The organism is Streptomyces sp. NPDC051561 (assembly GCF_044454195.1).
GTDB lineage: Bacteria > Actinomycetota > Actinomycetes > Streptomycetales > Streptomycetaceae > Streptomyces.
The window spans coordinates 116,050-143,011 of sequence record NZ_JBITDM010000002.1; the positions used below are offsets into that span (position 1 = coordinate 116,050).

Genomic DNA, 26,962 nt, shown 5'->3' on the forward strand with positions numbered 1-26,962 from the left:
AAATGCGAGCGGACGGGGACAAGGAACGACGGGGAGGGGAACGGCACCAGGAGCGGGGACGGACCGCCGGGCGGGGACCCGGCGAGGGGTGGCTACCTGGGGAGCTGCCGCCCCGGCGTCAGTGTCAACACACCTCCCGCGACACCGGAGCGGCAGCTTCAAACGATCAGCAGTCCCGCAGTTCCGGCGATTGGTTGAGCAGCTGGCCACGGATCGAGGTGAAGCGGGCGAGCCGCTCGTCGACCGAGGAGTCCAGCGGGAACACCGCTACACGGTGGCAGTTCTGGAACGCGAGACGCACTCCGAAGTGACGCTCCAACGAACCTCGGATGGCGTCACTCGCCAGGGCCCGAAGCAGCTGGCCACGAGCCTGCTCGTTGGGCGGCGGCGTCTGGTTGTCGGCGAACTGACCGCCGTCGACCTTCAGTTGAGCCACCAACGAGCTGATCATCTCCCATGCGAAAGGCAGGGAGGTCCGGACGCAGTCGACGAATTCCGCTTCGTCGACCTCGCCTCGCTCGGCCTGTTCCAACAGAGCCGGTGAGACGTCGAGCGACATGGGTTCTCCTCTCGCGACCCCGCACAGAGACGGGGTCTTCCGGGCAGGGCAGGGAAAGCGGCGACGCAGCGTGCACGCACGACGACCTCCCGCATCCACGGTAAGCGCGCTACCCGCAGCGCGACAGGGGATTGCGCATACAACCGGCCATCGCACAGGGGGCGCACGGGCGCTGTGAAGGGGGTCGTACGGGGCGAATCGCGTCCACCCCGTCTCGTCGAGTAGCGTTGCTGCCCATGCGTCTCGTCATCGCCCGCTGCTCCGTGGACTACGCGGGCCGGCTCACCGCCCATCTGCCCTCCGCCCTCCGTCTGATCCTGGTGAAGGCGGACGGCAGCGTCTCCATTCACGCGGACGACAGGGCGTACAAGCCGCTCAACTGGATGTCCCCGCCCTGCACCCTCAAGGAGGGCACCGGCGACGAAGCCGGTGTCTGGACGGTGATCAACAAGGCGGGCGAGAAACTGATCATCACGATGGAGGAAGTCCTCCAGGACTCCAGCCATGAACTGGGGATCGACCCCGGGCTCATCAAGGACGGCGTGGAAGCGCACCTTCAGGAGCTGCTCGCCGACCGCATCGAGACCCTCGGCGAGGGCTACACGCTGATCCGCCGCGAGTACATGACGGCGATCGGCCCGGTCGACATCCTGTGCCGCGACGCGGACGGCGCGACGGTGGCCGTGGAACTGAAGCGGCGCGGTGACATCGACGGTGTCGAGCAGCTCACCCGCTACCTCGAACTCCTCAACCGCGACCCGCACCTGGCCCCGGTCACCGGCGTCTTCGCCGCCCAGGAGATCAAGCCGCAGGCCCGGGTGCTGGCCACCGACCGGGGCATCCGGTGCGTGGTGCTGGACTACAACGCGATGCGGGGCATCGAGGACGACAAGCTGCGGCTGTTCTGACCGGAGCGGTTCTCGGTAAGAGGAGAGGGGGGGGGGGGGCCCCCCCCGCGCCGGGGGGGGGCCCCCCCCGCGCCGGGGGGGGGGGGGGGGGGGGGGGGCGCGCGGGCCCCCCCCCCCCCCCCCCCCCCCCCCCCCCCCCCCCCCCCCCCTCTCCTCTTCGTGTGCGCTCTAGGTGGTCGTGGGTGCCGGAGCGCTCACCGTGCCCGGAGAGGTCGGCGGCTTGTCGTCCGGCGACGTTGGCGGCTTGTCCGGCGAGGTCGGCGGGTCCGGCTTGGGTGTCGTCGGGTCCGGGGCCGGTGTCGTCGGCGGGTCCGTCGGCTTGGTCGGCGGAGTGGTCGGCTTCGTCGGTGGGGTGGTCGGCCGGGTCGGCGGAGTGGTCGGCTTCGTCGGCGGGGTGGTCGGCTTCCCCGGTGTGGTCGTCGGGTCCGTCGGCCTGGTCGGGTCCGGCTTTCCGGTCGAGCCCGGGGGTGTGGTCGACGTCGGGTCGTCCGGGGACCGGGTGTCCTTGTCCCGGCTGGTGCTGTCGGCGGCGGGCAGTCCGGGCTCGCCCGCGCCGTCGCTGCCGTTGTCGCCGCCGGAGCCGTTGCCCTCGGAGCCCTCGGCCTTGTCCGCGTCCAGGCCGCCCTTGCCGGCGTCCTGGTTGGCGGACTGCCCGGGGACGACCTTGTCGCCGTCGCCGCCGAGCTTGTTGCCGGTCGCGCCGAGCGTGACCACGGTGCCGAGTACGGCGACGAGCAGTGCGCCCGCCCCTGCGGCGACCAGGTTGCGCCGGGCGCCGCTGAGCATGGACCGGCGCGACGGCGGCCCTCCCGCAGCCGCCGAGCCCACGGTCCGGTGCACCAACGGCTCGTCCACGTCCGGGAGCCGGGGAAGCGCCCCCACCCCCGCGGGCGGCGAGGCCGACTCCTCGTACCGTGCGGCGGGCATCTCCTCACCCGCCGACGAACGCTCGGTGAACGGGTCGTAGGGAGTGTCGAACGGCGAGCGGGAGGCGGACTCCGCACCCGCGGCGAACGCACCCGCACCCGCCACGACAGGCCCGGGCCCCCCGCCACTGCGGTCCGTCACCAGCGCAAGCGCCCGCCGCGCGGCCACCGTGCCCCGCTTGTCGGCGAGGGCGCCGCGCAGCCCTATCGAGGTCTCCAGTTCGGCCCGCGCCCGGTCCAGCCGGCCCGCGCACAGCGCCAGAATCCCCAACTCGTGGTGGAAGTAGGCCTCTTCGCCGACCTCCCCGGCCACCCGCGACGCCTCAGCGCCGGACCGCAGCGACCGTTCCCAGGCGCCCCACTGCATCCCCGCCGCGAAGGCGGGAGCAGCGGTACGGGCGAGCAGCACGGCGGCACTCGGGTGCCCCGCCTCGGTGCCCGGCACCAGCGCGCCGAGCGCGGCCAGCACGGCGTCCGCCTCGGCGGAGATCCGCTCCGGCGTCACCGAGGGGTGCCCGGCCCACCAGGCGTAGTGCTGGGCCGCGTTGAGCGCGTACTCGGCAGCGTCGTCGCCGTATCCGGCGTCGTAGAGCTGCACTTCGGCCCCGGCGGCCAGCCGGTAGCGCGCACCGGAAGGCGACAGCAGCCCGCAGCCGAGCAGTTCGCCGAGCGCGGCGTCCGCGTGGGTGTCCCCGACCAGCGCCGGCAGATGTGCCTGGTGCGGCACCTCACCGCCGAGCGCCAGTGCGAACCGCAGGGTCTCCCGCGCGGACTCACTCAGCCGTGACGCCAGCGGCGCGACCGGGGCCATGCCCTCCGCGAGGGTCGGCAGCGGTACGTCGTGTCCGTCCTCGGCGTCGAAGGGCGCGTCCAGCGGTGCCTCGGTGAAGTACCCGTACTCGTCGAACGCACCGGGGTCGGCGCGCAGGATGTCCCGCTGCCGCAGCAGCGCGCCGGCCTGCACGAACCGCAGCGGCAGCCCCTCCGACTCGAACCAGAGGTCGCCCGCCCAGTTCGCCTCCTCGTCGGTGAGCGGCCGCTGCACGGCACGCTCCAGGAGCTCCAGCGAGGAACCCCGGCCGAGCCCGCCGAGCAGCACGTCCTCAAGGAGCCCGGTCGGCGACTGCGCGGCGGCCTCGGGCGTCACCGAGATCAGGAACGCGCACTCGGGCGTCGCGTCCAGCAGGTCCTGGAGTGCGCTCCCGCCGAACTCCAGGTCGTCCAGGACGACGACGGCACCGATCTCGTACACATACCGGTGCAGTTCATCGCTGTCGGGCCGGTGCCCCGGCGCCTTGAAGACCGCCGCGAACAGGTCGTGCAGCAGCTCCGACGGCGTACGCCGGTAGCCGGAGAGCCGTACGACACCGTCCGGCGCGAGGTCCGCGCAGTCGGCGGCGACGGCGTCGAGCAGTGCGGTGCGGCCCGATCCCGGGGAGCCCACCAGCCGTACGGAACGGCCTCGGGACACCAGTCCCACCAGTTGCTCGCGCTCCTCCTGGCGCTCCAGGAGCGGCAGTTCGGGCGTGGTGGGCCCGGGCGGCAGGGCCGGCTTGGCGGTGCGCGCCAGGTCGGCGCGGTCGGCGGCCGGGTACCGGACGGGCGCCGCGGGGCGCTCGCCGGGCGGGCAGTGCTCGATCTCGCTGCCGTCCACCGGGTTGATGGTCAGCAGGAAGTCGCCGGACGTGAGCTGGACAGCGCGGACCGGCGCGGGTGACGCGCTCGGCCCGAGATCACGGGTCATGGGGTCGCGGCGGCGCGAACCCTCCCGCTCGTCGTTGTTGCCGTTGTTGTCCTGGCCGTACTCTTCAGGTCCCCGGTTTATCGGGTCCATGGTCAAAGCCCCCCAGATGCGTTGCGTGCGTAACTGCCCCTCCCGGCCTTTCGCACGCTCGCTGTCGCTTCTGGTCCGGTGCCCGCCGACGTGGGTGCATCCATTAACTGGGCTCGTCAAGCGGCAGGCGACCGAACCCTAGACCTTCGCACATTATCTATGAGCACCGGGGGGCGCGGGGCCTTGGGGACGTCACAGTCCTGTCAGGATTGCGCCGCGCGGCAACCCTTGCGTGGCAATCGGGGTCAGGCCCCGACGGCCGGGCCCAAGGACCCCCAAAAGCTCATACCCGAGGCAGTGAATCCGCCGCGAGTCCGCCCTCGATCGCCAGGATCCGGTGCAGCCGGGTCGCCACCAGCAGCCGCTGCATCTGCGGCGGTACCCCGCGCAGCACCAGACGGCGCCCGCAGCGGCCGGCCCGCCGGTGCGCACCCATGATGACGCCGAGTCCGGTGGCGTCCCAGGAGTCCAGCCCGGTCAGGTCGAGCACCAGGTCGCCCGCTCCGTCGTCGACGGCCGAGTGCAGGACCGTACGGGCGTCCGCCGCGCTGCGGACGTCGAGGCGGCCCCCGACGACCAGCTCGACGTGATCGCCCCTGATGTACATGTGCGCTCCCCACGAGTGCTTGCGTGCCTGTTGCCTGCGTGCCGGTTCTGCGTGCCGGATTCTTGCGTGCCGGTTCTTGTTCCTGCGTGCCGGTTCCCGCGTGCCGGTTCCTGCTTGCCTGTCCCTCAACTGACTGCCGAACAGCCGAAGAAGTTGCCGTCTGAAGGCGAATCGGTATGAAATTCACCCCATGGGGTGAAAGTGGTGCGGACGGCCCCGCACCACTCGATCAGTGCCAGTAAAAGCCTCAGTGCGTGTAGAAGCCCTGACCGCTCTTGCGGCCGATGTCGCCCGCGTCGACCATGCGTCGCATCAGCTCCGGCGGCGCGAACTTCTCGTCCTGCGACTCCGTGTAGATGTTGCTGGTGGCGTGCAGCAGGATGTCGACGCCGGTCAGGTCGGCGGTGGCCAGCGGGCCCATGGCGTGGCCGAAGCCCAGCTTGCAGGCGATGTCGATGTCCTCGGCACTGGCCACGCCCGACTCGTACAGCTTGGCCGCCTCGACGACGAGCGCCGAGATCAGCCGGGTGGTGACGAAGCCCGCCACGTCGCGGTTGACGACGATGCAGGTCTTGCCGACGGACTCGGCGAACTCACGTGCGGTGGCGAGCGTTTCGTCGCTGGTCTTGTAGCCGCGGACCAGTTCGCAGAGCTGCATCATCGGCACCGGCGAGAAGAAGTGCGCCCCGACGACCCGCTCCGGACGCTCCGTCACGGCCGCGATCTTGGTGATCGGGATGGCGGAGGTGTTGGAGGCGAGCACGGTGTCCTCGCGCACGATCTTGTCGAGCGCGCGGAAGATCTCGTGCTTGACCTCCAGCTTCTCGAAGACGGCCTCGACCACGATGTCGGCGTCGGCGACGGCGTCCAGTTCGGTGCTGGTGGTGATCCGGGCCAGGGCCGCCCCGGCGTCCTCGGCCGACAGTTTGCCCTTGCTCACGAAGCGGTCGTAACTGGCCTTGATGCCGTCGGTGCCACGGGTCAGCGCCGCCTCGGTCACATCGCGCAGGACCACGTCCCAGCCCGCCTGCGCCGAGACCTGGGCGATGCCCGATCCCATGAGACCGGCACCGATGACGGCAAGCTTCCTGGCCACTGCACACTCCCCTTGACTGCTGCTCCGACGCCGGGTCCGCCGCAACTCTGAAAGCGCGGCGGGTTACCGGGTGTTCGTTGTCCTGTGGCGGAGGCTATCGCCAGGAAAGCCCCCAGGGGCGGCGAAGAGATGCGCGTCACGTCTCACATGACGGACATCACACTGGTACGGGCGCGGGTGCGCGGGGTAGCTAGGCTCGTACGCATGGTCAATCTGACGCGCATCTACACCCGTACCGGCGACAAGGGCACCACCGCTCTCGGCGACATGAGCCGCACCGCCAAGACCGATCTGCGGATCTCCGCCTACGCCGACGCCAACGAGGCCAACGCGGCCATCGGCACGGCGATCGCCCTGGGCAACCTGGAGGCGGGCGTGGTCAAGGTCCTCACCCGGATCCAGAACGACCTCTTCGACGTGGGCGCCGACCTGTCCACCCCGGTCGTCGAGGACCCCAAGTACCCGCCGCTGCGCGTCGAACAGTCGTACATCGACAAGCTGGAGTCGGACTGCGACAGCTACCTGGAGGAGCTGGAGAAGCTGCGCTCCTTCATCCTTCCGGCGGGCACGCCCGGCGCGGCCCTGCTGCACCAGGCGTGCACGGTGGTGCGGCGCGCCGAGCGCTCGACCTGGGCCGCCTTCGAGGTGCACGGCGACTCCATGAACCCGCTGACCGCGACGTACCTCAACCGGCTGTCCGACCTGCTCTTCATCCTCGCCCGGACGGCCAACAAGTCGGTCGGCGACGTCCTGTGGGTGCCGGGCGGCGAACGCTGAGCCGCTGACCGCCGGGCGCCCGGCGGCTACTTGCCGAGGTGGGCCCGGACCCGTTCCTCGTCCGGGTCCGGCGCCGGAGCGGTCTTCGGGAAGAGGGTGTAGCTGCCCGCGATGATCAGGTTGATCACCGCGACGATCCCGGCCTTGCTCTGCCAGCCCACCAGCGTGGTGGTCTGCCCGGCGTCCCCGACGTACCAGATGGCGATCTGGAGCAGCCCGGCCGCGATCGCGCAGGCCAGCAGCCAGCGCGCGGCGGTTTTCCACTCGTGGATCATGCGCGGTTTGCCGTACTTCGGGGGCTTCACCGGGGCGGGTCCGCCCGCGAACCGGTGGGCGAACCGGACGTCCATGTTCTTGATCACGTGGTGGCCCATCGCGACCGTGAAGCCGATGTAGACGGCGGCCAGACCGTGCTTCCAGTCCGGTGTGGCGCCGCTCCGCAGGTCGATGACGGTGACCACGAGCAGCACCACTTCGAGCATCGGCTCGCACAGCAGCACCGCCGCCCCGAGCCGGGGCATCTTGGCCAGGTAGCGCAGTGCGAGTCCGGCGAACAGCAACACCCAGAAGGCCACTTCACACGCGATGATCAAGCCGACGATCATGATCGGATTCCTTCCTCGATTACTCCTTCAGGATCTCCCACACCCCTTTGCCGGGTCATCGTCGCCAGTGAGGAATCCGCGCTGCATCCTTCGATGTAGTCGGCTTTCCACCTGTACGGGGAGCCCCGGGCGCCGGACGCCGTGTTGGATGGTGAGCGTGACCCGTTTTCCGCGCCCGCACCGGGACGACATCCTGCTCTCGGTGTGCAGCCTGCTCGCCGGGCTGCTGCTGTACGTCCTGGGCCTGCACAACCAGAGCAACCGCGACCTGCTGCCGGCCTGGGTGACCCTGGTCCCGCTGTGTGGCATGGCGAGCCTGGAGCTGCTGCGCAGGACGGCACCGCAGGTCGCCCTGACGGGCGGCACCCTCTTCCTGGTCGCCGACCAGTTCACCCGGGGCAACCTCGCCACCGTCGTCATCTTCGGTGACCTGGTGTACGCCGCCGTGGTCTACGGCACGGCGCGGGCGGCCCGCCGGATTCCGGTCACCACCGGGATGGTCACCCTGACCGCGACCGTCGGCATGCTGGCGTACTTCCGCACGCCGGAGGCCCTGCTGTTCGGCATGATCGTCGGGGTGGTCTCCTTCGCACCCGCGATCACCGGCGTCACCCTGCGCAATCAGCGGGAGGCCACCGAGGCCGCCCGGCTGCGCGCGGAACAGACCGCGCTGCTGGCCGAGATGGACCGTACCCAGGCAGTGGTCGCCGAACGGGCGCGGATGGCGAGGGAGTTGCACGACATGGTGGCCAACCACCTCTCCGCCATCGCGATCCACTCCACGGCCGCCCTGTCCATCGACAAGCCGGAGACCTCCCTCCAGGCCCTCTCGGTGATCCGCGAGAACAGCGTCCAGGGCCTGGCCGAAATGCGACGCCTGATCGGTCTGCTCCGCAAGGGCGGCGAGAGCGACGAACCGGCCGTCGCCCCCACCCTCGACGGCCTGGACGCGCTCCTCGCCCAGTCCCGCGTGTTCGGCGCCGACACCGGCCTCGCCTTCGTGCTTGAGGACCACCGTCCCCAGGGGCTGCGGCTGCCCGCGCCGGTCGAGCTGGCGGCGTACCGGATCGTGCAGGAGTCCCTCACCAACACCCTCAAGCACGCCTCCCCGGGCCGGGTCACCGTCGTCCTCGCCCACACCGGGGACACCCTGACCGTGGCAGTTTCCAGCCCGTACGAGGGCGAGGCCGACCGCCCGGGTCCGCGCGCCCCGGGCTCCGGTGCGGGTCTCGTGGGCATGGAGGAGCGGGTGGCCCTGCTGGACGGCGAGCTGACGGCGGGCCCCGCGAGTGCCGAGGACGGCGCGAAGATCTGGCAGGTACGGGCACAGCTCCCGGCCGAGGACGATACGGAGCCATCAGCATGAGCAGCATCCCCACCCAAAGCCCGGGAGCCATCAGGGTCCTGGTCGCCGAGGACCAGTCGGCGGTACGCGCCGGGCTCGTCCTCATCCTGGGCAGCGCCCCGGACATCGAGGTCGTCGGCGAGGCGGCGGACGGCGAGGAGGCGGTGCGCCTGGCACGCGAGCTGCGCCCGGACATCGTGCTGATGGACGTACAGATGCCCCGGCTGGACGGGGTGTCGGCCACCAGGCTGGTGGTCGCCGAGCAGCTCGCCGACGTGCTGGTCCTCACCACCTTCGACCTGGACAGCTATGTCTTCGGCGCGCTGCGCGCGGGCGCTTCCGGCTTCCTCCTGAAGAACACCGAGGCCAAGGACCTGCTGGAAGCGGTCCGCACCGTGGCACGCGGTGAGGGCCTGATCGCGCCGGCCGTCACCCGCCGGCTGATCGCCGAGTTCGCCACCCCGGCGCCCGTCCCCCACGAGAACGCCCCCGACCCCGCCGTCCTGGATCCGCTGACCCGGCGCGAGCGCGAGGTGCTCGCCCGGCTCGGCGAGGGGCTGTCCAACGCGGAGATCGCCGTACGCCTGGGGATGGCGGAGGCCACCGTGAAGACCCACGTCAGCCGCCTGCTGGGCAAGCTCGGGCTGCGCAGCCGGGTGCAAGCGGCCGTGCTCGCGCAGGAGTTGGGACTCCAGTCCGACACCTGAGGGAAAGCTGCCGGACACCCGGGACGGGATTCACCTTCTCTGGTCCAGACCTCTTGACGATTGGTCCAGACCTTGGCACGCTCGCCGCACTGCAGTGGTGAGCACGCCATGACCATGCCTCCCCCGGTACGGGCGTGCTCACCAGGCGGCGCAGGTCCCACCCCCGTCATGTCGGACCTCTCTCTCGGGAGCAACCCTTGAGCACTGCAACCCCCCAAAGTCCCCCGCGCACCTCGCGCTTCAGAGCGCGCATCGTGGCCGCGGTAGCCACACTGGCCCTGCCCCTCTCCGCGATGACCGCTCTGTCCTCCCCCGCTCAGGCCGAGCCCGCCGCGATGGCGGTGGCCACGGCCACCGCGACGTACACCAAGAAGTCCGACTGGGGCTCCGGCTTCGAAGGCTCCTGGACCGTCAAGAACACCGGCACCACCTCGCTCTCCTCCTGGACCGTGGAGTGGGACTTCCCCACCGGCACCAAGGCGGGCTCCGCCTGGGACGCCACCCTCACCACCTCCGGCAACCACGTCACCGCCAAGAACCTCTCGTGGAACGGCACCCTGGCCCCCGGCGCCGCCGTCACCTTCGGCTTCAACGGCACCGGCTCCGGCAGCCCCAGCGGCTGCAAGCTCAACGGCCTCTCCTGCGACGGCGACACCCAGCCCGGCGACGCCGCCCCCAGCGCCCCCGGCACCCCGGTGGCCGGCGCCGTCACGGACACCTCGGCCAAGCTGACCTGGACCGCGGCCACCGACGACAAGGGCATCAAGAACTACGACGTGCTGCGCGACGGCGCCAAGGTGGCCACCGTCACCGGCCTGACGTACACCGACAACGCCCTCACCAAGGGCACCAGTTACTCCTACTCGGTGCAGGCCCGCGACACCGCCGACCAGACCGGACCGGCCAGCGGCTCGGTCGCGGTCAAGACCACTGGCGGCGGCACCGACCCGGGGCCCGGCCCCGGCGACCAGGTCAAGCTGGGCTACTTCACCAACTGGGGTGTCTACGGCCGCAACTACCACGTCAAGAACCTGGTGACGTCGGGCTCGGCCGCGAAGATCACCCACATCAACTACGCCTTCGGCAACGTCCAGGGCGGCAAGTGCACCATCGGTGACGCCTACGCCGACTACGACAAGGCGTACACCGCCGACCAGTCCGTCGACGGCGTCGCCGACACCTGGGACCAGCCGCTGCGCGGCAACTTCAACCAGCTGCGCAAGCTGAAGGCCAAGTACCCGCACATCAAGGTGATCTGGTCCTTCGGCGGCTGGACCTGGTCCGGCGGCTTCGGCCAGGCGGCCCAGAACCCGGCCGCGTTCGCCGACTCCTGCCACAAGCTGGTCGAGGACCCGCGCTGGGCCGATGTCTTCGACGGCATCGACATCGACTGGGAGTACCCCAACGCCTGCGGCCTGACCTGCGACACCAGCGGTCCCGCCGCCCTCGGCAACCTCTCCTCCGCACTGCGCACCAAGTTCGGTGCGAACAACCTGGTCACCGCCGCCATCACCGCGGACGGCTCGGACGGCGGCAAGATCGACGCCGCCGACTACGCCACCGCCGCCAAGTCCTTCGACTGGTACAACGTGATGACGTACGACTTCTTCGGCGCGTGGGCGGCCAAGGGCCCGACGGCCCCGCACTCCCCGCTCACCTCCTACCCGGGCATCCCGCAGGCCGGCTTCAACTCCGCCGACGCCATCGCCAAGCTGAAGGCCAAGGGCGTCCCCGCCAAGAAGCTGCTGCTCGGCATCGGCTTCTACGGCCGAGGCTGGACCGGCGTCACCCAGAAGGAGCCGGGCGGCACCGCCACGGGTCCGGCCGCGGGCACGTACGAGCAGGGCATCGAGGACTACAAGGTCCTCAAGAACAGCTGCCCCTCGAACGGCACGGTGGCCGGCACGGCGTACGCCCACTGCGGCACCAACTGGTGGAGCTACGACACCCCGGCGACCATCAACTCCAAGATGGCCTGGTCCAAGGCTCAGGGCCTGGGCGGCGCCTTCTTCTGGGAGTTCAGTGGCGACACGGCCAACGGTGAGCTGGTGACCGCGATCGACTCCGGCCTGAAGTAGCCACTGCTCCACACCCCCCGCTCCCCCACGGGAGAAGGCCGGGAAGTCGGGTCCGCCCCCGACTTCCCGGCCTTTGTCACGTCCGCGGACGGTTAAGCCACGTTGACGCGCTGGCCCGGAGGCGCCGCTTCCAGCCAGGCCAGGAACCCGGTGAGCGCGTCCTCGCTCATCGCGAGCTCCAGCCGCGTACCCCGGTGGACACAGCCCAGGATGTGCGCGTCGGACAGCAGCGCCAGCTCCTCCTCGCCCTGGGGCGAGCGGCGGGTGACGACCTCGATGGCCGAACGCTCCAGCACACGGCGGGGCTTGGGCGAGTACGAGAAGACCCGGAACCAGGCGATCCGGTCGCCGCTGTAGCGGGCCACGCCGTACACCCAGCCCTTGCCGGACGTGTCCAGCTCCTCGGGGATGTCCCAGCGCGACGAACAATCGAAGGTGCCGCCGGAGCGCTGGATCAGCCTCCGTCGCAGCCCGAAGACAAAGAGTCCCACCAGCACCAGCAGGACGACAGAGCCGCACACAAGCAGAGCGAGGATCATCTCCTACGACCTCCTCGCCTCATCCAGTACCACTACGGAAACAGGAAAACTTCTCACGCATCGCCTCAGCCGCGACCCGTCCCGGAAGTATCCAGTACGAGCCGCGGCTGAGGGAAAAATCTCGTCGCGAGGCGGGATCAGTGTCCCGCCACCGCGCGCAGCCGGACGTCCGCGCGGCGCTCGGCGGCCGCGTCGGTGGCCTCCTTCGCGCGCTCCAGCGCCCGTTCGGCACGGGCCGTGTCGATCTCGTCGGCCAGCTCGGCGATCTCCGCGAGCAGAGACAGCTTGTTGTCGGCGAACGAGATGAAACCGCCGTGCACAGCGGCGACGACAGTGCCGCCCTCGCTCGTACGGATGGTCACCGGGCCCGATTCCAGCACACCCAGAAGCGGCTGGTGACCGGGCATCACGCCGATGTCGCCGGACGTGGTGCGCGCGACGACCAGGGTGGCCTCGCCGGACCAGACGTTGCGGTCCGCTGCGACCAGCTCGACGTGCAGCTCAGCAGCCAAGGGTGGCTCCTCGGGTCACCACCCGGCACTGCTGCCGGGTGTTGGGTCAAAGTCTAGGGGGTGTACGGGAGAGGGGCGGGGCGGGCCCGCCCCTCTCACACGTACGGCACTACAGGTGGTGCTCGGCGTCAGCTGACGCCGAGCTCCTTGGCGTTGGCCTTGAGGTCCTCAATGCCACCGCACAGGAAGAACGCCTGCTCGGGGAAGTGGTCGTAGTCGCCGTCGCAGATCGCGTTGAACGCGCGGATCGACTCTTCCAGCGGTACGTCCGAACCGTCGACGCCGGTGAACTGCTTGGCGACGTGGGTGTTCTGCGACAGGAACCGCTCGACGCGACGGGCGCGGTGGACAACGAGCTTGTCCTCTTCGCCCAGCTCGTCGATACCGAGGATCGCGATGATGTCCTGGAGGTCCTTGTACTTCTGAAGGATTCCCTTGACACGCATCGCGGTCGCGTAGTGGTCCGCCGCGATGTAGCGGGGGTCCAGGATGCGCGACGTGGAGTCGAGCGGGTCCACCGCGGGGTAGATGCCCTTCTCCGAGATCGGGCGCGACAGAACGGTCGTCGCGTCCAGGTGGGCGAAGGTGGTGGCCGGCGCCGGGTCGGTCAGGTCGTCCGCGGGGACGTAGATCGCCTGCATCGAGGTGATCGAGTGACCACGGGTCGACGTGATGCGCTCCTGGAGGAGACCCATCTCGTCGGCCAGGTTCGGCTGGTAACCCACCGCGGACGGCATGCGGCCGAGGAGCGTGGAGACCTCGGAACCCGCCTGCGTGTAGCGGAAGATGTTGTCGATGAAGAAGAGCACGTCCTGCTTCTGCACATCGCGGAAGTACTCCGCCATGGTCAGGCCGGACAGGGCCACGCGAAGACGCGTGCCCGGCGGCTCATCCATCTGACCGAAGACAAGCGCCGTCTTGTCGATGACGCCGGACTCGGCCATTTCCTCGATGAGGTCGTTGCCCTCACGGGTGCGCTCACCGACACCGGCGAACACCGACACACCGTCGTGGTTGTTGGCCACGCGGTAGATCATTTCCTGGATCAGCACGGTCTTGCCGACACCGGCACCACCGAACAGACCGATCTTTCCACCCTTGACGTACGGGGTGAGAAGGTCGATGACCTTGACGCCGGTCTCGAACATCTCGGTCTTCGACTCAAGCTGGTCGAACGAGGGGGCCTTGCGGTGGATGGGCCACCGCTCGGTCACCTCCGCGTTGGCCTCCGGCTTGTTCAGGATCTCGCCGAGGGTGTTGAACACCTTGCCCTTGGTGATCTCGCCGACGGGGACGGTGATGCCCTCGCCGGTGTCGGTCACCGGAGCCTGGCGGACCAGGCCGTCGGTGGGCTGCATCGAGATCGCACGAACCAGGCCGTCACCCAGGTGCAGGGCGACTTCCAGGGTCAGCGTCTTGAGCTTGCCGTCCTCGGCCGGGTCGGCGACCTGGACCTTGAGGGCGTTGTAGATCTCCGGCATTGCGTCGACGGGGAACTCCACGTCGACGACAGGGCCGATGACACGGGCAACACGGCCCGTGGCGGCGGCCGTCTCCACAGTGGTCGTCATTACTTGTCACTCCCCGCGTTCGCGTCGGCGAGGGCGCTGGAGCCACCGACGATCTCGCTGATTTCCTGGGTGATTTCGGCCTGGCGGGCCGCGTTGGCAAGCCGGGACAGGCTCTTGATGAGATCCCCGGCGTTGTCGGTCGCCGACTTCATCGCGCGCCGGCGGGCGGCGTGCTCGGAAGCGGCGGACTGAAGCAGTGCGTTGTAGATACGGCTTTCGACGTATCGCGGCAGCAGGGCGTCCAGGACGTCCTCTGCCGAGGGCTCGAAGTCGAACAGCGGAAGGATTTCCTCCTTCGCGCCCTCCTCCTTCTGGACCTTGTCGAGCGAGAGCGGCAGCATCCGGTTCTCGACCGGGTTCTGCGTCATCATCGACACGAATTCCGTGAAGACGATGTGCAGCTCGTCAACGCCGCCCTCGGCCGTCTCGGCGGTGACGGCCTCGATGAGGGGGCCGGCCACACGCTTGGCGTCCGCGTAGGTGGGGCTGTCGGTGAAGCCCGTCCACGAGTCCGCGACCTTGCGCTCGCGGAACCCGTAGTAGGCGACACCCTTGCGGCCGACGATGTAGGTGTCGACCTCCTTGCCCTCGCCGCGCAGCCGCTCGGTGAGCTTCTCCGCGGCCTTGAGGGCGTTGGAGGAGTAACCGCCGGCCAGGCCGCGGTCGCTCGTGATGAGCAGGATCGCGGCCCGGGTCGGGGCCTCGACCTCGGTCGTCAGCGGGTGCTTGGTGTTGGATCCGGTCGCCACCGCCGTCACCGCGCGGTTCAGTTCACCGGCGTACGGCATGGAAGCCGCCACCTGGCGCTGAGCCTTGACGATGCGGGCCGCGGCGATCATTTCCATCGCCTTGGTGATCTTCTTGGTCGCGGTGACGGATCGGATGCGACGCTTGTAGACCCGGAGCTGCGCTCCCATGAGTCAGGTCCCTTCCGTCGTCACTTGGAGACGTTGACGGCCGGTGCGTCCTCGCCCAGGGACTTGCCGTCCGAGGTCTCGAACCGTCCCTTGAACGTGGTGATCGCGTCGGCGATGGACTGCAGCGTGTCGTCGTTCATCTTGCCGCCGTCGGCGATCGAGGTGAGGAGCTCCTTGCGCTCGCGGCGCAGGTAGTCCAGCAGCTCGTTCTCGAAGCGACGGATGTCCTCGACCGGGACGTCGTCCATCTTGCCGGTGGTACCGGCCCAGACGGAGACGACCTGCTCCTCGACGGGCATCGGCTGGTACTGGCCCTGCTTCAGCAGCTCGACCAGACGCTTGCCGCGCTCCAGCGACGACTTGGAGGCCGCGTCCAGGTCGGAACCGAAGGCGGCGAACGCCTCCAGCTCGCGGTACTGGGCGAGGTCCAGACGCAGTCGGCCGGAAACCTGCTTCATGGCCTTGTGCTGGGCGGAGCCACCGACGCGGGAGACCGAGATACCGACGTTTAGCGCCGGGCGCTGGCCCGCGTTGAACAGGTCGGACTCCAGGAAGCACTGGCCGTCGGTGATGGAGATGACGTTGGTCGGAATGAACGCCGAAACGTCGTTCGCCTTGGTCTCGACGATCGGCAGACCGGTCATCGAGCCGGCGCCCATGTCGTCCGACAGCTTCGCGCAACGCTCAAGCAGACGCGAGTGCAAGTAGAAGACGTCGCCCGGGTAGGCCTCACGGCCCGGCGGACGGCGCAGCAGCAGCGACACGGCGCGGTAGGCGTCGGCCTGCTTCGACAGGTCGTCGAAGATGATCAGGACGTGCTTGCCGGCGTACATCCAGTGCTGGCCGATGGCCGAACCGGTGTACGGCGCCAGGTACTTGAAGCCGGCCGGGTCGGACGCGGGGGCGGCGACGATCGTCGTGTACTCAAGCGCGCCGGCCTCCTGGAGCGCACCACGCACGGAGGCGATGGTGGAGCCCTTCTGACCGATGGCGACGTAGATGCAGCGCACCTGCTTGTTCACGTCGCCTGAGCGCCAGTTGTCACGCTGGTTGATGATCGTGTCGACGGCCAGCGCGGTCTTGCCGGTCTGGCGGTCGCCGATGATCAGCTGACGCTGACCGCGGCCGACCGGGACCATCGCGTCGATCGCCTTGTAGCCGGTCTGCATCGGCTCGTGCACGGACTTACGGACCATGACGCCCGGAGCCTGGAGCTCCAGGGCGCGGCGGCCCTCGGTCTCGATCTCGCCGAGGCCGTCGATCGGGTTGCCGAGCGGGTCGACGACGCGGCCGAGGTAGCCCTCGCCGACGCCGACGGAGAGCACCTCACCGGTGCGCTGCACCGGCTGGCCCTCCTCGATTCCGCTGAACTCGCCGAGGACGACGGCGCCGATTTCGCGCTCTTCGAGGTTCAGGGCGAGACCGAGGGTCCCGTCCTCGAACTTCAGAAGTTCGTTCGCCATGGCCGAGGGAAGACCCTCGATCTTCGCGATGCCGTCGCCGGCAACGCTGACAGTTCCGACCTCCTCGCGAGAGGCCGCGTCCGGCTTGTACGACTGGACAAAGTTCTCCAGTGCGTCCCGGATCTCCTCCGGCCGGATCGTGAGCTCCGCCATCTGGGTTCCCTGCTCTCCTTGTTGGGCCCGAAGTTTTCTAGGGGTCTGGGGTCGGCCCCCAGGAATCCTCTGCGGCCCAACCGGGCCGCTGGCAATGCTTATTGCTGGCAATGCTTGGTGCTGCGTTGTCCTGAGCGACGTGTGTCCGGCGTCAGCCGGCCATCCGCCGGGAGACCTCGTCGAGGCGCTCCGCCACGGTGCCGTTGATGACCTCGTCGCCGACGCGGATCTGGATCCCGCCGAGGACCTCGGGTTCCACGTCGAGGTTCAGGTGCATCTCGCGACCGTAGATCTTGGCGAGGGCCGCGCCGAGGCGCTGCTTCTGCTGGTCGGTGAGGGGCACCGCGGAGGTGACCTCCGCGACCATCCGGCTGCGGCGCTCCGCGGCGAGCTTGGAGAGGGATTCGAGTCCCGCTTCCAGGCTACGTCCACGGGGCTGCGTGACCAGACGGGCGACCAGACGCTCGGTGACGAGCTCGGCCTTGCCCCCGAGCAGGCTGCGGAGCAGCTCGCTCTTGGCGGCGGTGGTGGCCGACTTGTCGGTGAGCGCGGAACGCAGCGCGGTGTTGGACGACACGATCCGGCCGAAGCGGAACAGTTCGTCCTCGACGTTGTCGAGCTTCCCGGTCTGCTGGGCGGCGGTGAGGTCGGCGGTGTTCGCCAGCTCCTCCGCCGCGTCGACCAGGTCGCGGGACTGCGACCAGCGCGCCCGGACCATGCCCTTGACCAGGTCGGCGGCGGGGCCGCTGACCTGACCGTCGAGCAGGCGCCCGGCCAGCTCGGCCTTGGCCTCGCCGGACTGCGACGGGTCGGTGAGGACCCGGCGCAGCGAGACCTCGCGGTCGAGCAGCGCGGTGACGGCGGCAAGGTCGCCGGCCAGCGTCGTCGCGTCGACGGAGCTGGTGTCCGTCAGCGCGTCGAGGCTCTCCCGGGCGTTGCCCAGTGCCTCGCGGCTCGCGCCGTTCATCGGGCAGCCTCGGCCTTCGCCTCAAGCTCGTTGAGGAAACGGTCGATGGTGCGGCTCTGGCGGGCGGAGTCCTCAAGGGACTCGCCGACCAGCTTGCCGGCCAGGTCGGTGGCCAGCTTGCCGACGTCCTGACGGAGCGTCAGCGACGCCTGCTTGCGGTCGGCCTCGATCTGGGCGTGACCGGCAGCGATGATTTCCTCACGCTGCCGCTGGCCCTCTGCGCGCAGGTCTTCCTTGAGCGCAGTGCCCTGCTCCAGCGCCTCCTGGCGCAGGCGCGCGGCCTCGTGGCGGGCCTCGGCGAGCTGAGCCTTGTACTGCTCCAGGACGCTCTCGGCTTCGATCCGGGCCTCATCGGCCTTCTCGATACCGCCTTCGATGGCCTCGCGGCGCTCTTCCAGAACCTTGTTGATGTTCGGGAGGAGCTTCTTTGCGAGGAAGCCGAAGACGATGACGAAGGCGATCAGACCGATGACCAGCTCGTCGAGATGCGGGACCAGAGGATTCTGAGGCTCCTCCGCCGCCGCAAGGAACAGAGCGTTCACATCAGTGCCTTCCGTGAAAGGTAGTTGGCTGTCGGTCCGGGCTTACTGGTAGACGAAGCCCATGACGATGCCGATGAGGGCGAGAGCCTCACAGAAGGCGAAGCCCATGATCTGGTTGGTGCGGATCAGGCCGGCGGCCTCGGGCTGACGCGCGAGGGCCTGGGTGCCGTTACCGAAGATGATGCCGACGCCGACGCCGGGGCCGATCGCGGCGAGGCCGTAGCCGATGGCCGAGACGTTGCCGGAGACGGTGTCCTTGGCGGCAAGGTTGACAAGCTCGAGAGCAGCGGACATGCCGTTACTTCCTTCTCTTTCACGGACCGGTGGGGGTTGGCCACCGGACGTCTGTTGGTTCTTGGGGGCGAGGCCCGCGCTGTGCGCCGGCCCGGTCGTGCTGGCTCAGTGGCCCTTGGCGAGAGCGCCCTGGACGTAGCTGGAGGCCAGGAGCACGAAGACGTAAGCCTGGACGGCCTGGATGAACAGCTCGAAGACGGTCATCACGAGGACCATCACGAACGAGACGGTGCCGTAGGCGATGCCGATCCCGTTCATCAGGTACCAGGAGGCCAGCGTGAACATCACGATGAGCAGGTGACCGGCGAACATGTTCGCGAACAGTCGCACCGCGTGGGTGAAGGGCCGGATCAGCAGGTTCGAGAAGAGCTCGATGACCACGACGAGCGGCAGGACCCAGCCGAGAGACTTGTCGTAGCCGGTGATGTTCTTCCAGCCACCGGTCCAGCCGTGCTTCCTGAAGGTCAGGGAGACCCACAGCACGTACACGATCAGTGCGAGACCGGCCGGGAAGGCGATCAGCGACGGGACCGGGAACTGGGCCAGCGGAATGATGGACCAGATGTTCATGATCCAGATGAAGAAGAACAGCGACACCATCAGCGGGACGTACTTCTCGCCGTCCTTCTTGCCGATGATCTCGTAAACGATGCCGCGGCGTACGAAGTCGTAGCCCGCCTCACCGATCATCTGCACCTTGCCGGGCACCAGCTTCGGCTTGCTGAAGGCGGCCCAGAAGAAGCCGACGACAACGAGCGAGCTGAGCAGCGCGAGCAGCATGGGCTTCGTGAACTCGAAGCCCGCCACCTCGAACATCGGCTTGTACAGGAAGGTGTGGAGACCCGGAGCCGGGAACCCGCATCCGGTGAAAATGTGGCAGCTCGCATCAAAGGCAAGCGTTGTGTCAGCACTCACCGCGGGCTCCTTCAGCGTGGCGCATAGGTACGGCAACCTCGTTGTGTCGGCGCGGCAGGAAGCCGCGGGTCGGCACTGGACTGGTGGTCTTGAAAAGCTGGGCGGGGCGGTTCGGCATCGAGCCTCGCGCTGGGACAGGCGTCAGCTCGGATGCCCGCGCCCGCAGTGCCGCAGTTGGCACCGGACGATAGCAGGATCTCGAACGGCCATTTATCCCGGCCCTACCCTTCACGATGCGGACCCGGTCTTCTGGGGCTTTTCGGCCTCTGCGGACTCGGGGTCGACGTAAAGAATCTTGGCCTTCATGTAGGCGCGCGCCTGGGCGGCGATCCACACGAGGGTGACGGCGAGCAGCGTGAAGCCGAACGCCTTGAAGTCGAACAGCTCTGTTTCCTTGAACACTGCCAGGAAGACGAACAGCAGCAGCAGTTGGAGCACATAGAGCAGCAGCCCCATGGCCTGGAAGAGCTGCGGCATCTTCTTCGCGACGAGCTGGAGTGCCACCAGCCCACCGCCCATGAAGACGATCGCCACCGCAGCCCCCACGAGCGCTCCGATCGCCCCTTCGCCGCCGACGACCAGACCGCTGACCAGGACGGCGACAGCGCCGACGGCAGTGGCAGGTACGGCAGTTCGGAGGAGTGTCCGGACGTCGTTGGACGGCATGGCGGCAGCTCCGCTTTGCTTGGTGGGGGCAGTGGTGTCGTCATGGACGAGCGTAAGCCCGGATCGAGAAGGGTCCTCGGGCCGATGGACCGTCGCACCAGGGTCCTTCGGCTCTGTCGCCGGGTCTCGTGAACCGTATCACAAACTATTTGATGCAGTCTTTACCCAGAAAGTGTGGTTGCTGTCACACATGAGAGTGACTCCGCCCGTGTGTGCAGTGCACGTCATCGCTTTGTCTGGTAATGGGTGACGATGAGGTAAACGTCAACGCGGCTATGTCAGTTGAAACGCGAACGGGTGCCCACCGCAGTCGCCCCGTTGACGCCCGCCGGGACCGGCTCACGGTCCGCTTCGTCGGTTTCGTCCACCGTCCCGTGGGTGTCCGAGTCGGCCTCCCCGGTGGCCTTGGGGTCGTTCGACGAGGCCACCACCTGGGTCCGCCGGCGCCGGTAGCGGGGCGGCACGAAGAGCTCCATCCAGCGCGGTGCCCGCGGCGTGAAGCGCGGCAGCAGGAGCAGCACGAGACCCAGGGCGCTCAGCGCGACGATCAGCAGCACGATCCACATGCTGGCCGAGTGGACCGAGTAGGCGAGCATGCCGAACGCGATCAGCGCCGACCAGAAGTACATGATCAGTACCGCCCGGCTGTGCGAGTGGCCGATCTCCAGGAGCCGGTGGTGCAGGTGCCCGCGGTCGGCCGCGAACGGCGACTTGCCCTGCCAGGTCCGCCGGACGATGGCCAGCACCAGGTCAGCGAACGGGATCGCGATGATGCTCAGCGGCAGCATCAGTGGAATGAAGACCGGCAGCATCGCGTGGGTGGCCGCCCGCTCGCCGCCCGCGAAGAGCCGCATCGCGTCGCCGTCGACCTGGCCGGTGACGGAGATGGCGCCGGCCGCGAGGACCAGGCCGATCAGCATCGAGCCGGAGTCGCCCATGAAGATGCGGGCCGGATGCATGTTGTGCGGCAGGAAGCCCATGCACATGCCGATCAGGATCGCGGCGAACATGGTGGCCGGGGCGGCTTCCTCGATTCCGTACCGGAACCAGATCCGGTAGGCGTAGAGGAAGAACGCGCAGGCGGCGATGCAGACCATGCCGGCCGCGAGGCCGTCGAGGCCGTCGACGAAGTTCACCGCGTTGATGGTGATGACGACCAGCGCGACGGCGAGCAGATTGCCCTGCCAGGACGTCAGCGAGACCATGCCGATGCCGGGAATCGGCAGATAGAGCACGGTCAGACCCTGCATGACCATCACGCCGGCGGCGATGAACTGGCCGCCCAGCTTGATCAGCGCGTCGATCTCGAACTTGTCGTCGAGAACGCCGATCAGCCAGATCACGGCGGCACCGGAGAGCAGGGCCCGCGGTTCGTTGGACAGCTCGAAGACGCCGTTGAGGCTCTCCAGGTGGTCCGCCACCAGCAGTCCGGCGCACAGACCGCCGAACATGGCGATGCCGCCGAGCCGCGGTGTCGGCTCCCGGTGGACGTCCCGGGCGCGGATCTCCGGCATCGCTCCGGACGCGATGGCGAACTTCCGCACCGGGCCCGTCAGCAGATAGGTCACCGCGGCCGTGACGCAGAGCGTCAACAGGTATTCACGCACGGGCTGCCCCACAGTTGTCGCTGGCCATCTCAGCCCCACACACTAGCTTCGCGGGCATGGGCTTGAGGACACTCGGGTGCCGGTCGGTGGTTCCCTGTCGGTTCAGCCTCCGTACGGGGCAAACCTTCCGGCCAGCTCCCGTACCTCCGTCGCCGCATTCCGCTCCCCCCTCAGCGCGAGTGCGAACAGCGCCACGATGCGTGCCATCTCCGCCTCCCCCATTCCCTGTGTGGTCACGGCGGCGGTGCCGAGCCGCAGGCCACGGCCTTCTCCGTACGGAAGGGCGCAGGTGTCGAGCACGATCCCGGCAGCCGCGAGCAGGCCCCTGGCCTCCCGGCCTTCGAGCCCCAGCGGCGCCGGATCGGCGGTGATCAGATGGGTGTCGGTGCCGCCCGTGGTGATCGCGAAACCCTCCGCGGCGAGACCGTCGGCGAGAACGCGTGCGTTGGAGACCACCTGATGGGCGTACGTCGTGAAGGCCGGACCCGCCGCTTCGCCGAACGCGACCGCCTTCGCCGCGATGGAGTGCATCTGCGCCCCGCCCTGGGTGAAGGGGAACACCGCCCGGTCGATCCGCTCCGCCAGTTCCTCCCCGCACAGCAGCATCCCGCCGCGCGGCCCGCGCAGCACCTTGTGCGTGGTGGCGCAGACGACATCGGCGTACGGCACCGGACTGGGCGCCGCTCCCCCGGCGACCAGCCCGATCGGGTGCGCGGCGTCCGCCACCAGATAGGCGCCGACGTCGTCCGCGATGGCGCGGAAGGCGGCGTAGTCGGGGTGGCGGGGGTAGGAGATCGAGCCGACCACGATGGCCCGCGGGCGGTGGGTGCGGGCCAGCGCGTACACCTGGTCGTAGTCGATCAGTCCGCTCTCGGCGTCGACGCCGTAGCCGACGACGTCGAACCAGCGGCCGGAGAAGTTGGCGGGCGAGCCGTGCGTGAGGTGCCCGCCGGAGGGAAGGCCCGTCGCCAGCAGGGTGTCCCCCGGCTTGAGCAGGGCGGCATACGCGGCGAGCACGGCGGCCGATCCGGAGTGCGGCTGTACGTTCGCGTGCGCGGCCCCGAAGAGGCCCTTCGCCCGGTCCACGGCGATCCGCTCGGCGGCGTCGACGACCTCGCAGCCACCGTGGTGACGGGCGCCGGGATAGCCCTCGGCGTACTTGTTGGTCAGCGGGGAGCCGAGGGCCGCCAGTACGGCGGGCGAGGTGAAGTTCTCGGCGGCGATCAGCTGGAGGCCGCCTGCGGCCCGGTCGACCTCACCGCGTACGACGTCGGCGATCTCGGGGTCCTGGCGGGCCAGTGCGTCGAAGTCCGCCCCGTAACCGGTGGGCTGTGTGACCTGTTGGCGGGGGGCGTGCTGAGGGGCAGCTGATGCGGTTGCAGTGATGGCGGGCATCTCTGGCTCCGGGCCTGGAAGGGGACCTCAGTGGCGTGTCCCCCAATGTAGGGCTGTCATGCCCGACCCGCCCGGTGACCGACCGAATCCAGGTGCCCGGCATCCCGGTGCCCGGCCCGACCGGCTGATGCTCAGTGCTTGGCCGGCACACCCGTCAGTGCCGTGACCACAGGGTCCAACGCCGCGTTGATCTCCTCGCCGATGGAGCGGAAGAAGGTGATGGGGGCGCCGTACGGGTCGTACACCTCGTCCGCCTCCTCGCTCGGCGCCAGCAGCCAGCCGCGCAGCGCGGCGGCCGCCCTGACCAGGGCGCGGGCGCGCTCGACCACACCGTCTTCGAGGGGGTCGGGGAGGGTCAGCGGATCTATGGCCTTCACCAGCCGGTTGAACTCCTTCAGGGTGAAGGTGCGCAGGCCCGCGCTGTGGCCCATGGAGATGACCTGGGCGCGGTGGTCGCGGGTGGCGGTGAGGACGAGGTCGGCCCGGATCACGTGCTCGTCGAGGAGCTCACGGCCGGTGAAGCCGTCCGCGTCGGCGCCGAAGTCGGCGAGGACGGCGGCGGCGTTGGCTTCCATCGGGGCGCCCTCATGGCCCCAGGTGCCGGCGCTCTCCACGATCAGTCCGCCGAAGTCGGGGTCGCCCAGGCGGTCAGCCAGGGCATGGCGGGTCAGCCGCTCGGTGATCGGCGAGCGGCAGACGTTGCCGGTGCTGACGTGGAGGATACGGAAGGAGGTCCCCGATATGCCTTCTGCTGTGCCACGCCCGTAGAGGGCGGTCAACTCGCCACCTCAAGATCGGGTACGACCTTGCGGAGCTCCTCCGCGGTGAGCACTCCGGCGCGCAGCAGCACCGGCACCTTGCCGGTGACGTCGACGATCGAGGACGGCAGATTGCCCGGGGTGGGGCCGCCGTCCAGGTAGACGGAGACGGAGTCGCCCAGCATTTCCAGGGCGGCTTCGCAGGTCTCGGGCGACGGGTGTCCGGTGAGGTTGCCGGAGGAGACGGCCATCGGGCCGACCTCGGTGAGCAGCTCGATGGCGACCGGGTGCAGCGGCATCCGGATGGCGACGGTTCCCCGGGTGTCGCCGAGGTCCCACTGGAGGGACGGCTGGTGCTTGGTGACCAGGGTCAGCCCGCCGGGCCAGAACGCGTCGACGAGGTCCCAGGCCTGCTCGGAGAAGTCGGTGACCAGGCCGTGCAGGGTGTTCGGGGAGCCGATGAGGACGGGGGTGGGCATATTGCGGCCCCGGCCCTTGGCGTCGAGGAGGTCTGCCACCGCCTCGCTGCTGAACGCGTCCGCGCCGATCCCGTAGACGGTGTCGGTGGGCAGGACGACCAGCTCGCCGCGGCGCACTGCCGAGGCGGCTTCGCGCAGACCGGTCTTGCGGTCGGTCGCGTCGTTGCAGTCGTATCGCCGTGCCATTTAACGGACCCCCTCGGGCAGGAACTTCGGGCTGTGCGCAATCAGGTGGTACGGGTCGCTGCTCACGGCATCGCCTTGCGGGCGGTCGCGAAGCGCGGGCGGTTGTTGAGGTCGGGGTGGTCGGCGGCATCCGCCCAGCCCCGCTCCTCGGTGAAGATCCACGGGACCTGGCCGCCCTGGGTGTCGGCGTGCTCGATGACGACGACGCCGCCGGGCCGCAGCAGCCGGTGTGCGGTGCGCTCGATGCCGCGGATCAGGTCGAGGCCGTCCTCGCCGGAGAACAGCGCCATCTCGGGGTCGTGGTCCCGGGCCTCGGGTGCGACGTACTCCCACTCGGTGAGCGGGATGTACGGCGGGTTGGAGATCACCAGGTCGACCTGGCCGTCCAGCTCGGGCAGCGCGCTGAGCGCGTCCCCGTGGTGCAGTACGACGCGGGACCCGTCGACGTTCTTACGGGTCCACTTGAGGGCGCCCTCGTCCAGCTCCACCGCGTGCACCCGCGAGCGCGGCACCTCCTGGGCCAGCGCCAGCGCGATCGCGCCGGAGCCGGTGCACAGGTCGGTGATCAGCGGTTCGACCACGTCCATGGCGCGCACGGCGTCTATGGCCCAGCTGACCACCGACTCGGTCTCCGGCCGCGGCACGAACACACCCGGTCCGACCTGGAGTTCCAGGTAGCGGAAGAAGGCGCGTCCGGTGATGTGCTGGAGCGGTTCGCGGGCCTCGCGGCGGGCGATGGCTTCCCAGTAGCGGGCGTCGAAGTCGCTGTCGGGGACCCGGTGCAGCTCTCCCCGCTTGACACCGTGCACGAACGCGGCGAGCTCCTCCGCGTCGAAGCGCGGTGAGGGCACGCCGGCGTCGGCCAGCCGCTGGGTGGCCTGCGCCACCTCGGCGAGCAGCAGATTCATCCGGATCCTCCGGCTTGCAGGGACAGCTGGGCGGTGAGCGCTTCTCGGTGACGTCGCTTACTGCGCGGCAGCGAGCTTGGCGGCCGAGTCGGCGTCGACGAGGGCCTGGATGACGGCGGCGAGGTCACCGTCGAGCACCTGGTCCAAGTTGTACGCCTTGAAGTTCACGCGGTGGTCGGAGATCCGGTTTTCCGGGAAGTTGTACGTCCGGATCTTCTCGGAGCGGTCGACCGTACGGACCTGACTGCGACGTACGTCCGAGGCCTCGCGCTCGGCGGCCTCCTGTGCGGCGGCGAGCAGCCGGGAGCGCAGGATGCGCATGGCCTGCTCCTTGTTCTGGAGCTGGCTCTTCTCGTTCTGGCAGGAGGCGACCACACCGGTCGGCAGGTGCGTGATGCGCACCGCGGAGTCGGTGGTGTTGACGGACTGGCCGCCGGGGCCCGAGGAGCGGTAGACGTCGATGCGCAGGTCGTTCATGTTGACCTCGACCTCGACCTCCTCGGCCTCGGGCGTGACGAGCACGCCGGCGGCGGAGGTGTGGATGCGGCCCTGCGACTCGGTGGAGGGCACGCGCTGCACGCGGTGCACGCCGCCCTCGTACTTGAGGCGGGCCCAGACCCCCTGGCCGGGCTCGGTGGCGCCGTTGCCGCCCTTGGTCTTGACGGCGACCTGGACGTCCTTGTAGCCGCCCAGTTCGGACTCGGTGGCGTCGATGATCTCGGTCTTCCAGCCGACGCGCTCCGCGTACCTGAGGTACATGCGCAGCAGGTCACCGGCGAACAGGGCGGACTCGTCGCCGCCCGCGCCCGCCTTGACCTCAAGGATGACGTCCTTGTCGTCGTTGGGGTCCCGGGGGACGAGGAGGAGCCGCAGCTTCTCGGTGATCTCCTCGCGCTGCTTCTCCAGGTCCTTGACCTCGGCGGCGAAGTCGGGGTCGTCCGCCATGAACTCGCGGGCGGTCTCGATGTCGTCGCCGGTCTGCTTCCAGGCCTTGTAGGTGCCGATGATCGGGGTCAGCTCGGCATAGCGCTTGTTGAGCTTGCGCGCGTTCGCCTGGTCCGAGTGGACCGACGGGTCGGCCAGCTTCTTCTCAAGATCAGCGTGCTCGCCGATCAGGTCCTCGACCGCCTCGAACATCTTCGGGCTCCTGGGTTCGCAAAAAAGTAGTGGAGATGAGCGCCTGCGTCACGACAAAGCGCCGGTCCTCCCCCGCTCCGATGAGGAGCGGTCGAGGACCGGCGCGATGACTCGCTACTTCGCGGCGGAGCCGGCCTTGCCGAAGCGGGCCTCGAAGCGGGCCACGCGGCCACCGGTGTCGAGGATCTTCTGCTTGCCCGTGTAGAACGGGTGGCACTCGGAGCAGACCTCGGCACGGATGGTGCCATCGGTCAGGGTGCTACGGGTGGTGAACGACGCGCCACAGGTGCAGCTGACCTGGGTCTCGACGTACTCGGGGTGAACATCGCGCTTCAAGGTGACTCCTAGGTTTCGGGAGGGCACCGGGTCGTATCCGCGGAATTGCTTGATACGTGAACCGGGGCCGACGGACCAGTCTGCCAGGGCTGGCCCGCGCTTCAAAATTCGAAGGTAATCGTCTCAACGGGGACGGGCCCGGATGTATTCCGGGCCCGTCCGAGGGAAGTGCGTG

Annotated in this window: 27 protein-coding genes; 5 read left to right on the top strand and 22 right to left on the bottom strand. The window is 69.2% G+C overall.

What is annotated here, in order from left to right; translation table 11 throughout:
* Window positions 1–166: 166 nt before the first annotated feature.
* Complete coding sequence (locus tag ACIA73_RS04870) at window positions 167–559, bottom strand: SCO5389 family protein (protein ID WP_389249014.1); 393 nt, start codon at window positions 557–559, stop codon at window positions 167–169.
* A gap of 236 nt (window positions 560–795) precedes the next feature.
* Between ACIA73_RS04870 and nucS the strand changes: the two genes are divergently transcribed.
* Window positions 796–1,467, top strand: a complete 672-nt coding sequence (gene nucS, locus ACIA73_RS04875; RefSeq protein WP_399436864.1) for an endonuclease NucS — start codon at window positions 796–798, stop codon at window positions 1,465–1,467.
* 168 nt (window positions 1,468–1,635) lie between these two features.
* Here nucS and ACIA73_RS04880 read toward each other — a convergent pair whose 3' ends face one another.
* From ACIA73_RS04880 to ACIA73_RS04890, 3 genes are all read right to left on the bottom strand, one after another.
* Window positions 1,636–4,227: an ATP-binding protein gene (locus tag ACIA73_RS04880; protein ID WP_399436865.1), complete on the bottom strand. Its 2,592-nt coding sequence runs from the start codon at window positions 4,225–4,227 to the stop codon at window positions 1,636–1,638.
* Window positions 4,228–4,510: 283 nt separating this feature from the next.
* A complete protein-coding gene (locus ACIA73_RS04885; RefSeq protein ID WP_399436866.1) occupies window positions 4,511–4,834 on the bottom strand; it encodes an STAS domain-containing protein in 324 nt (107 codons plus the stop codon).
* A 247-nt stretch (window positions 4,835–5,081) separates the two neighbouring features.
* Window positions 5,082–5,930 carry a 3-hydroxyacyl-CoA dehydrogenase family protein gene (locus tag ACIA73_RS04890; RefSeq protein ID WP_399436867.1) on the bottom strand — a complete coding sequence of 283 codons (849 nt, stop codon included), beginning with the start codon at window positions 5,928–5,930 and terminating at the stop codon, window positions 5,082–5,084.
* A 204-nt stretch (window positions 5,931–6,134) separates the two neighbouring features.
* On the opposite strand from ACIA73_RS04890, the gene ACIA73_RS04895 reads away from it, so the two are divergent.
* Window positions 6,135–6,707, top strand: a complete 573-nt coding sequence (locus ACIA73_RS04895) for a cob(I)yrinic acid a,c-diamide adenosyltransferase (protein WP_399436868.1) — start codon at window positions 6,135–6,137, stop codon at window positions 6,705–6,707.
* Between the two features lie 26 nt (window positions 6,708–6,733).
* Here the strand turns inward: ACIA73_RS04895 and ACIA73_RS04900 are convergent, their stop codons facing one another.
* Window positions 6,734–7,312, bottom strand: a complete 579-nt coding sequence (locus tag ACIA73_RS04900; RefSeq protein WP_399436869.1) for a hypothetical protein — start codon at window positions 7,310–7,312, stop codon at window positions 6,734–6,736.
* A gap of 157 nt (window positions 7,313–7,469) precedes the next feature.
* On the opposite strand from ACIA73_RS04900, the gene ACIA73_RS04905 reads away from it, so the two are divergent.
* The 3 genes from ACIA73_RS04905 (at window position 7,470) to ACIA73_RS04915 (ending at window position 11,442) form a co-directional block, all read left to right on the top strand.
* On the top strand, window positions 7,470–8,678 hold the full coding sequence (locus ACIA73_RS04905) for a sensor histidine kinase (protein WP_399436870.1): 1,209 nt from the start codon (window positions 7,470–7,472) through the stop codon (window positions 8,676–8,678).
* The gene (locus ACIA73_RS04910; RefSeq protein ID WP_399436871.1) at window positions 8,675–9,364 is read left to right on the top strand and encodes a response regulator; all 690 of its coding nucleotides are present in this window, start codon (window positions 8,675–8,677) and stop codon (window positions 9,362–9,364) included. The genes ACIA73_RS04905 and ACIA73_RS04910 overlap by 4 nt, the downstream gene beginning before the upstream one ends.
* A gap of 197 nt (window positions 9,365–9,561) precedes the next feature.
* Window positions 9,562–11,442, top strand: a complete 1,881-nt coding sequence (locus ACIA73_RS04915) for a glycosyl hydrolase family 18 protein (RefSeq protein ID WP_399436872.1) — start codon at window positions 9,562–9,564, stop codon at window positions 11,440–11,442.
* A 92-nt stretch (window positions 11,443–11,534) separates the two neighbouring features.
* On the opposite strand, the gene ACIA73_RS04920 is transcribed toward ACIA73_RS04915, so the two are convergent.
* The 17 genes from ACIA73_RS04920 to rpmE all read right to left on the bottom strand — a co-directional run bounded on the left by ACIA73_RS04920 (window position 11,535) and on the right by rpmE (window position 26,787).
* Window positions 11,535–11,981: a DUF2550 domain-containing protein gene (locus ACIA73_RS04920; protein ID WP_399436873.1), complete on the bottom strand. Its 447-nt coding sequence runs from the start codon at window positions 11,979–11,981 to the stop codon at window positions 11,535–11,537.
* A 137-nt stretch (window positions 11,982–12,118) separates the two neighbouring features.
* The gene (locus ACIA73_RS04925) at window positions 12,119–12,493 is read right to left on the bottom strand and encodes a F0F1 ATP synthase subunit epsilon (protein ID WP_399436874.1); all 375 of its coding nucleotides are present in this window, start codon (window positions 12,491–12,493) and stop codon (window positions 12,119–12,121) included.
* A 128-nt stretch (window positions 12,494–12,621) separates the two neighbouring features.
* The gene (gene atpD / locus ACIA73_RS04930) at window positions 12,622–14,064 is read right to left on the bottom strand and encodes a F0F1 ATP synthase subunit beta (protein WP_399436875.1); all 1,443 of its coding nucleotides are present in this window, start codon (window positions 14,062–14,064) and stop codon (window positions 12,622–12,624) included.
* Window positions 14,064–14,981: a F0F1 ATP synthase subunit gamma gene (locus ACIA73_RS04935; protein ID WP_399436876.1), complete on the bottom strand. Its 918-nt coding sequence runs from the start codon at window positions 14,979–14,981 to the stop codon at window positions 14,064–14,066. Before ACIA73_RS04935 ends, atpD begins: the two co-directional genes overlap by 1 nt.
* Before the next feature lie 20 nt (window positions 14,982–15,001).
* Window positions 15,002–16,597, bottom strand: a complete 1,596-nt coding sequence (atpA, locus tag ACIA73_RS04940) for a F0F1 ATP synthase subunit alpha (protein ID WP_399436877.1) — start codon at window positions 16,595–16,597, stop codon at window positions 15,002–15,004.
* A gap of 151 nt (window positions 16,598–16,748) precedes the next feature.
* Window positions 16,749–17,564: a F0F1 ATP synthase subunit delta gene (locus ACIA73_RS04945; protein ID WP_399436878.1), complete on the bottom strand. Its 816-nt coding sequence runs from the start codon at window positions 17,562–17,564 to the stop codon at window positions 16,749–16,751.
* The gene (locus tag ACIA73_RS04950; RefSeq protein ID WP_399436879.1) at window positions 17,561–18,106 is read right to left on the bottom strand and encodes a F0F1 ATP synthase subunit B; all 546 of its coding nucleotides are present in this window, start codon (window positions 18,104–18,106) and stop codon (window positions 17,561–17,563) included. The genes ACIA73_RS04945 and ACIA73_RS04950 overlap by 4 nt, the downstream gene beginning before the upstream one ends.
* Window positions 18,107–18,148: 42 nt before the next feature.
* Window positions 18,149–18,400, bottom strand: coding sequence for an ATP synthase F0 subunit C (gene atpE / locus ACIA73_RS04955; protein WP_345228403.1), 252 nt, complete (start codon window positions 18,398–18,400; stop codon window positions 18,149–18,151).
* 105 nt (window positions 18,401–18,505) lie between these two features.
* Window positions 18,506–19,315, bottom strand: a complete 810-nt coding sequence (atpB, locus tag ACIA73_RS04960) for a F0F1 ATP synthase subunit A (protein WP_399436880.1) — start codon at window positions 19,313–19,315, stop codon at window positions 18,506–18,508.
* Between the two features lie 228 nt (window positions 19,316–19,543).
* Window positions 19,544–19,981: a hypothetical protein gene (locus ACIA73_RS04965; RefSeq protein WP_399436881.1), complete on the bottom strand. Its 438-nt coding sequence runs from the start codon at window positions 19,979–19,981 to the stop codon at window positions 19,544–19,546.
* Window positions 19,982–20,259: 278 nt separating this feature from the next.
* Entirely contained in the window at window positions 20,260–21,588 is a 1,329-nt protein-coding gene (locus ACIA73_RS04970) for an MraY family glycosyltransferase (RefSeq protein ID WP_399436882.1), read from the bottom strand.
* 102 nt (window positions 21,589–21,690) lie between these two features.
* On the bottom strand, window positions 21,691–22,983 hold the full coding sequence (glyA, locus tag ACIA73_RS04975) for a serine hydroxymethyltransferase (RefSeq protein ID WP_399436883.1): 1,293 nt from the start codon (window positions 22,981–22,983) through the stop codon (window positions 21,691–21,693).
* Between the two features lie 131 nt (window positions 22,984–23,114).
* Window positions 23,115–23,762, bottom strand: a complete 648-nt coding sequence (locus tag ACIA73_RS04980) for a protein-tyrosine-phosphatase (protein WP_399436884.1) — start codon at window positions 23,760–23,762, stop codon at window positions 23,115–23,117.
* Window positions 23,759–24,406, bottom strand: coding sequence for an L-threonylcarbamoyladenylate synthase (locus ACIA73_RS04985; RefSeq protein ID WP_399436885.1), 648 nt, complete (start codon window positions 24,404–24,406; stop codon window positions 23,759–23,761). The genes ACIA73_RS04980 and ACIA73_RS04985 overlap by 4 nt, the downstream gene beginning before the upstream one ends.
* Before the next feature lie 62 nt (window positions 24,407–24,468).
* On the bottom strand, window positions 24,469–25,314 hold the full coding sequence (gene prmC / locus ACIA73_RS04990; protein WP_399436886.1) for a peptide chain release factor N(5)-glutamine methyltransferase: 846 nt from the start codon (window positions 25,312–25,314) through the stop codon (window positions 24,469–24,471).
* 57 nt (window positions 25,315–25,371) lie between these two features.
* Window positions 25,372–26,451: a peptide chain release factor 1 gene (gene prfA, locus ACIA73_RS04995; RefSeq protein WP_399436887.1), complete on the bottom strand. Its 1,080-nt coding sequence runs from the start codon at window positions 26,449–26,451 to the stop codon at window positions 25,372–25,374.
* 114 nt (window positions 26,452–26,565) lie between these two features.
* Entirely contained in the window at window positions 26,566–26,787 is a 222-nt protein-coding gene (gene rpmE / locus ACIA73_RS05000) for a 50S ribosomal protein L31 (protein ID WP_345228411.1), read from the bottom strand.
* Between the last annotated feature and the right edge of the window lie 175 nt (window positions 26,788–26,962).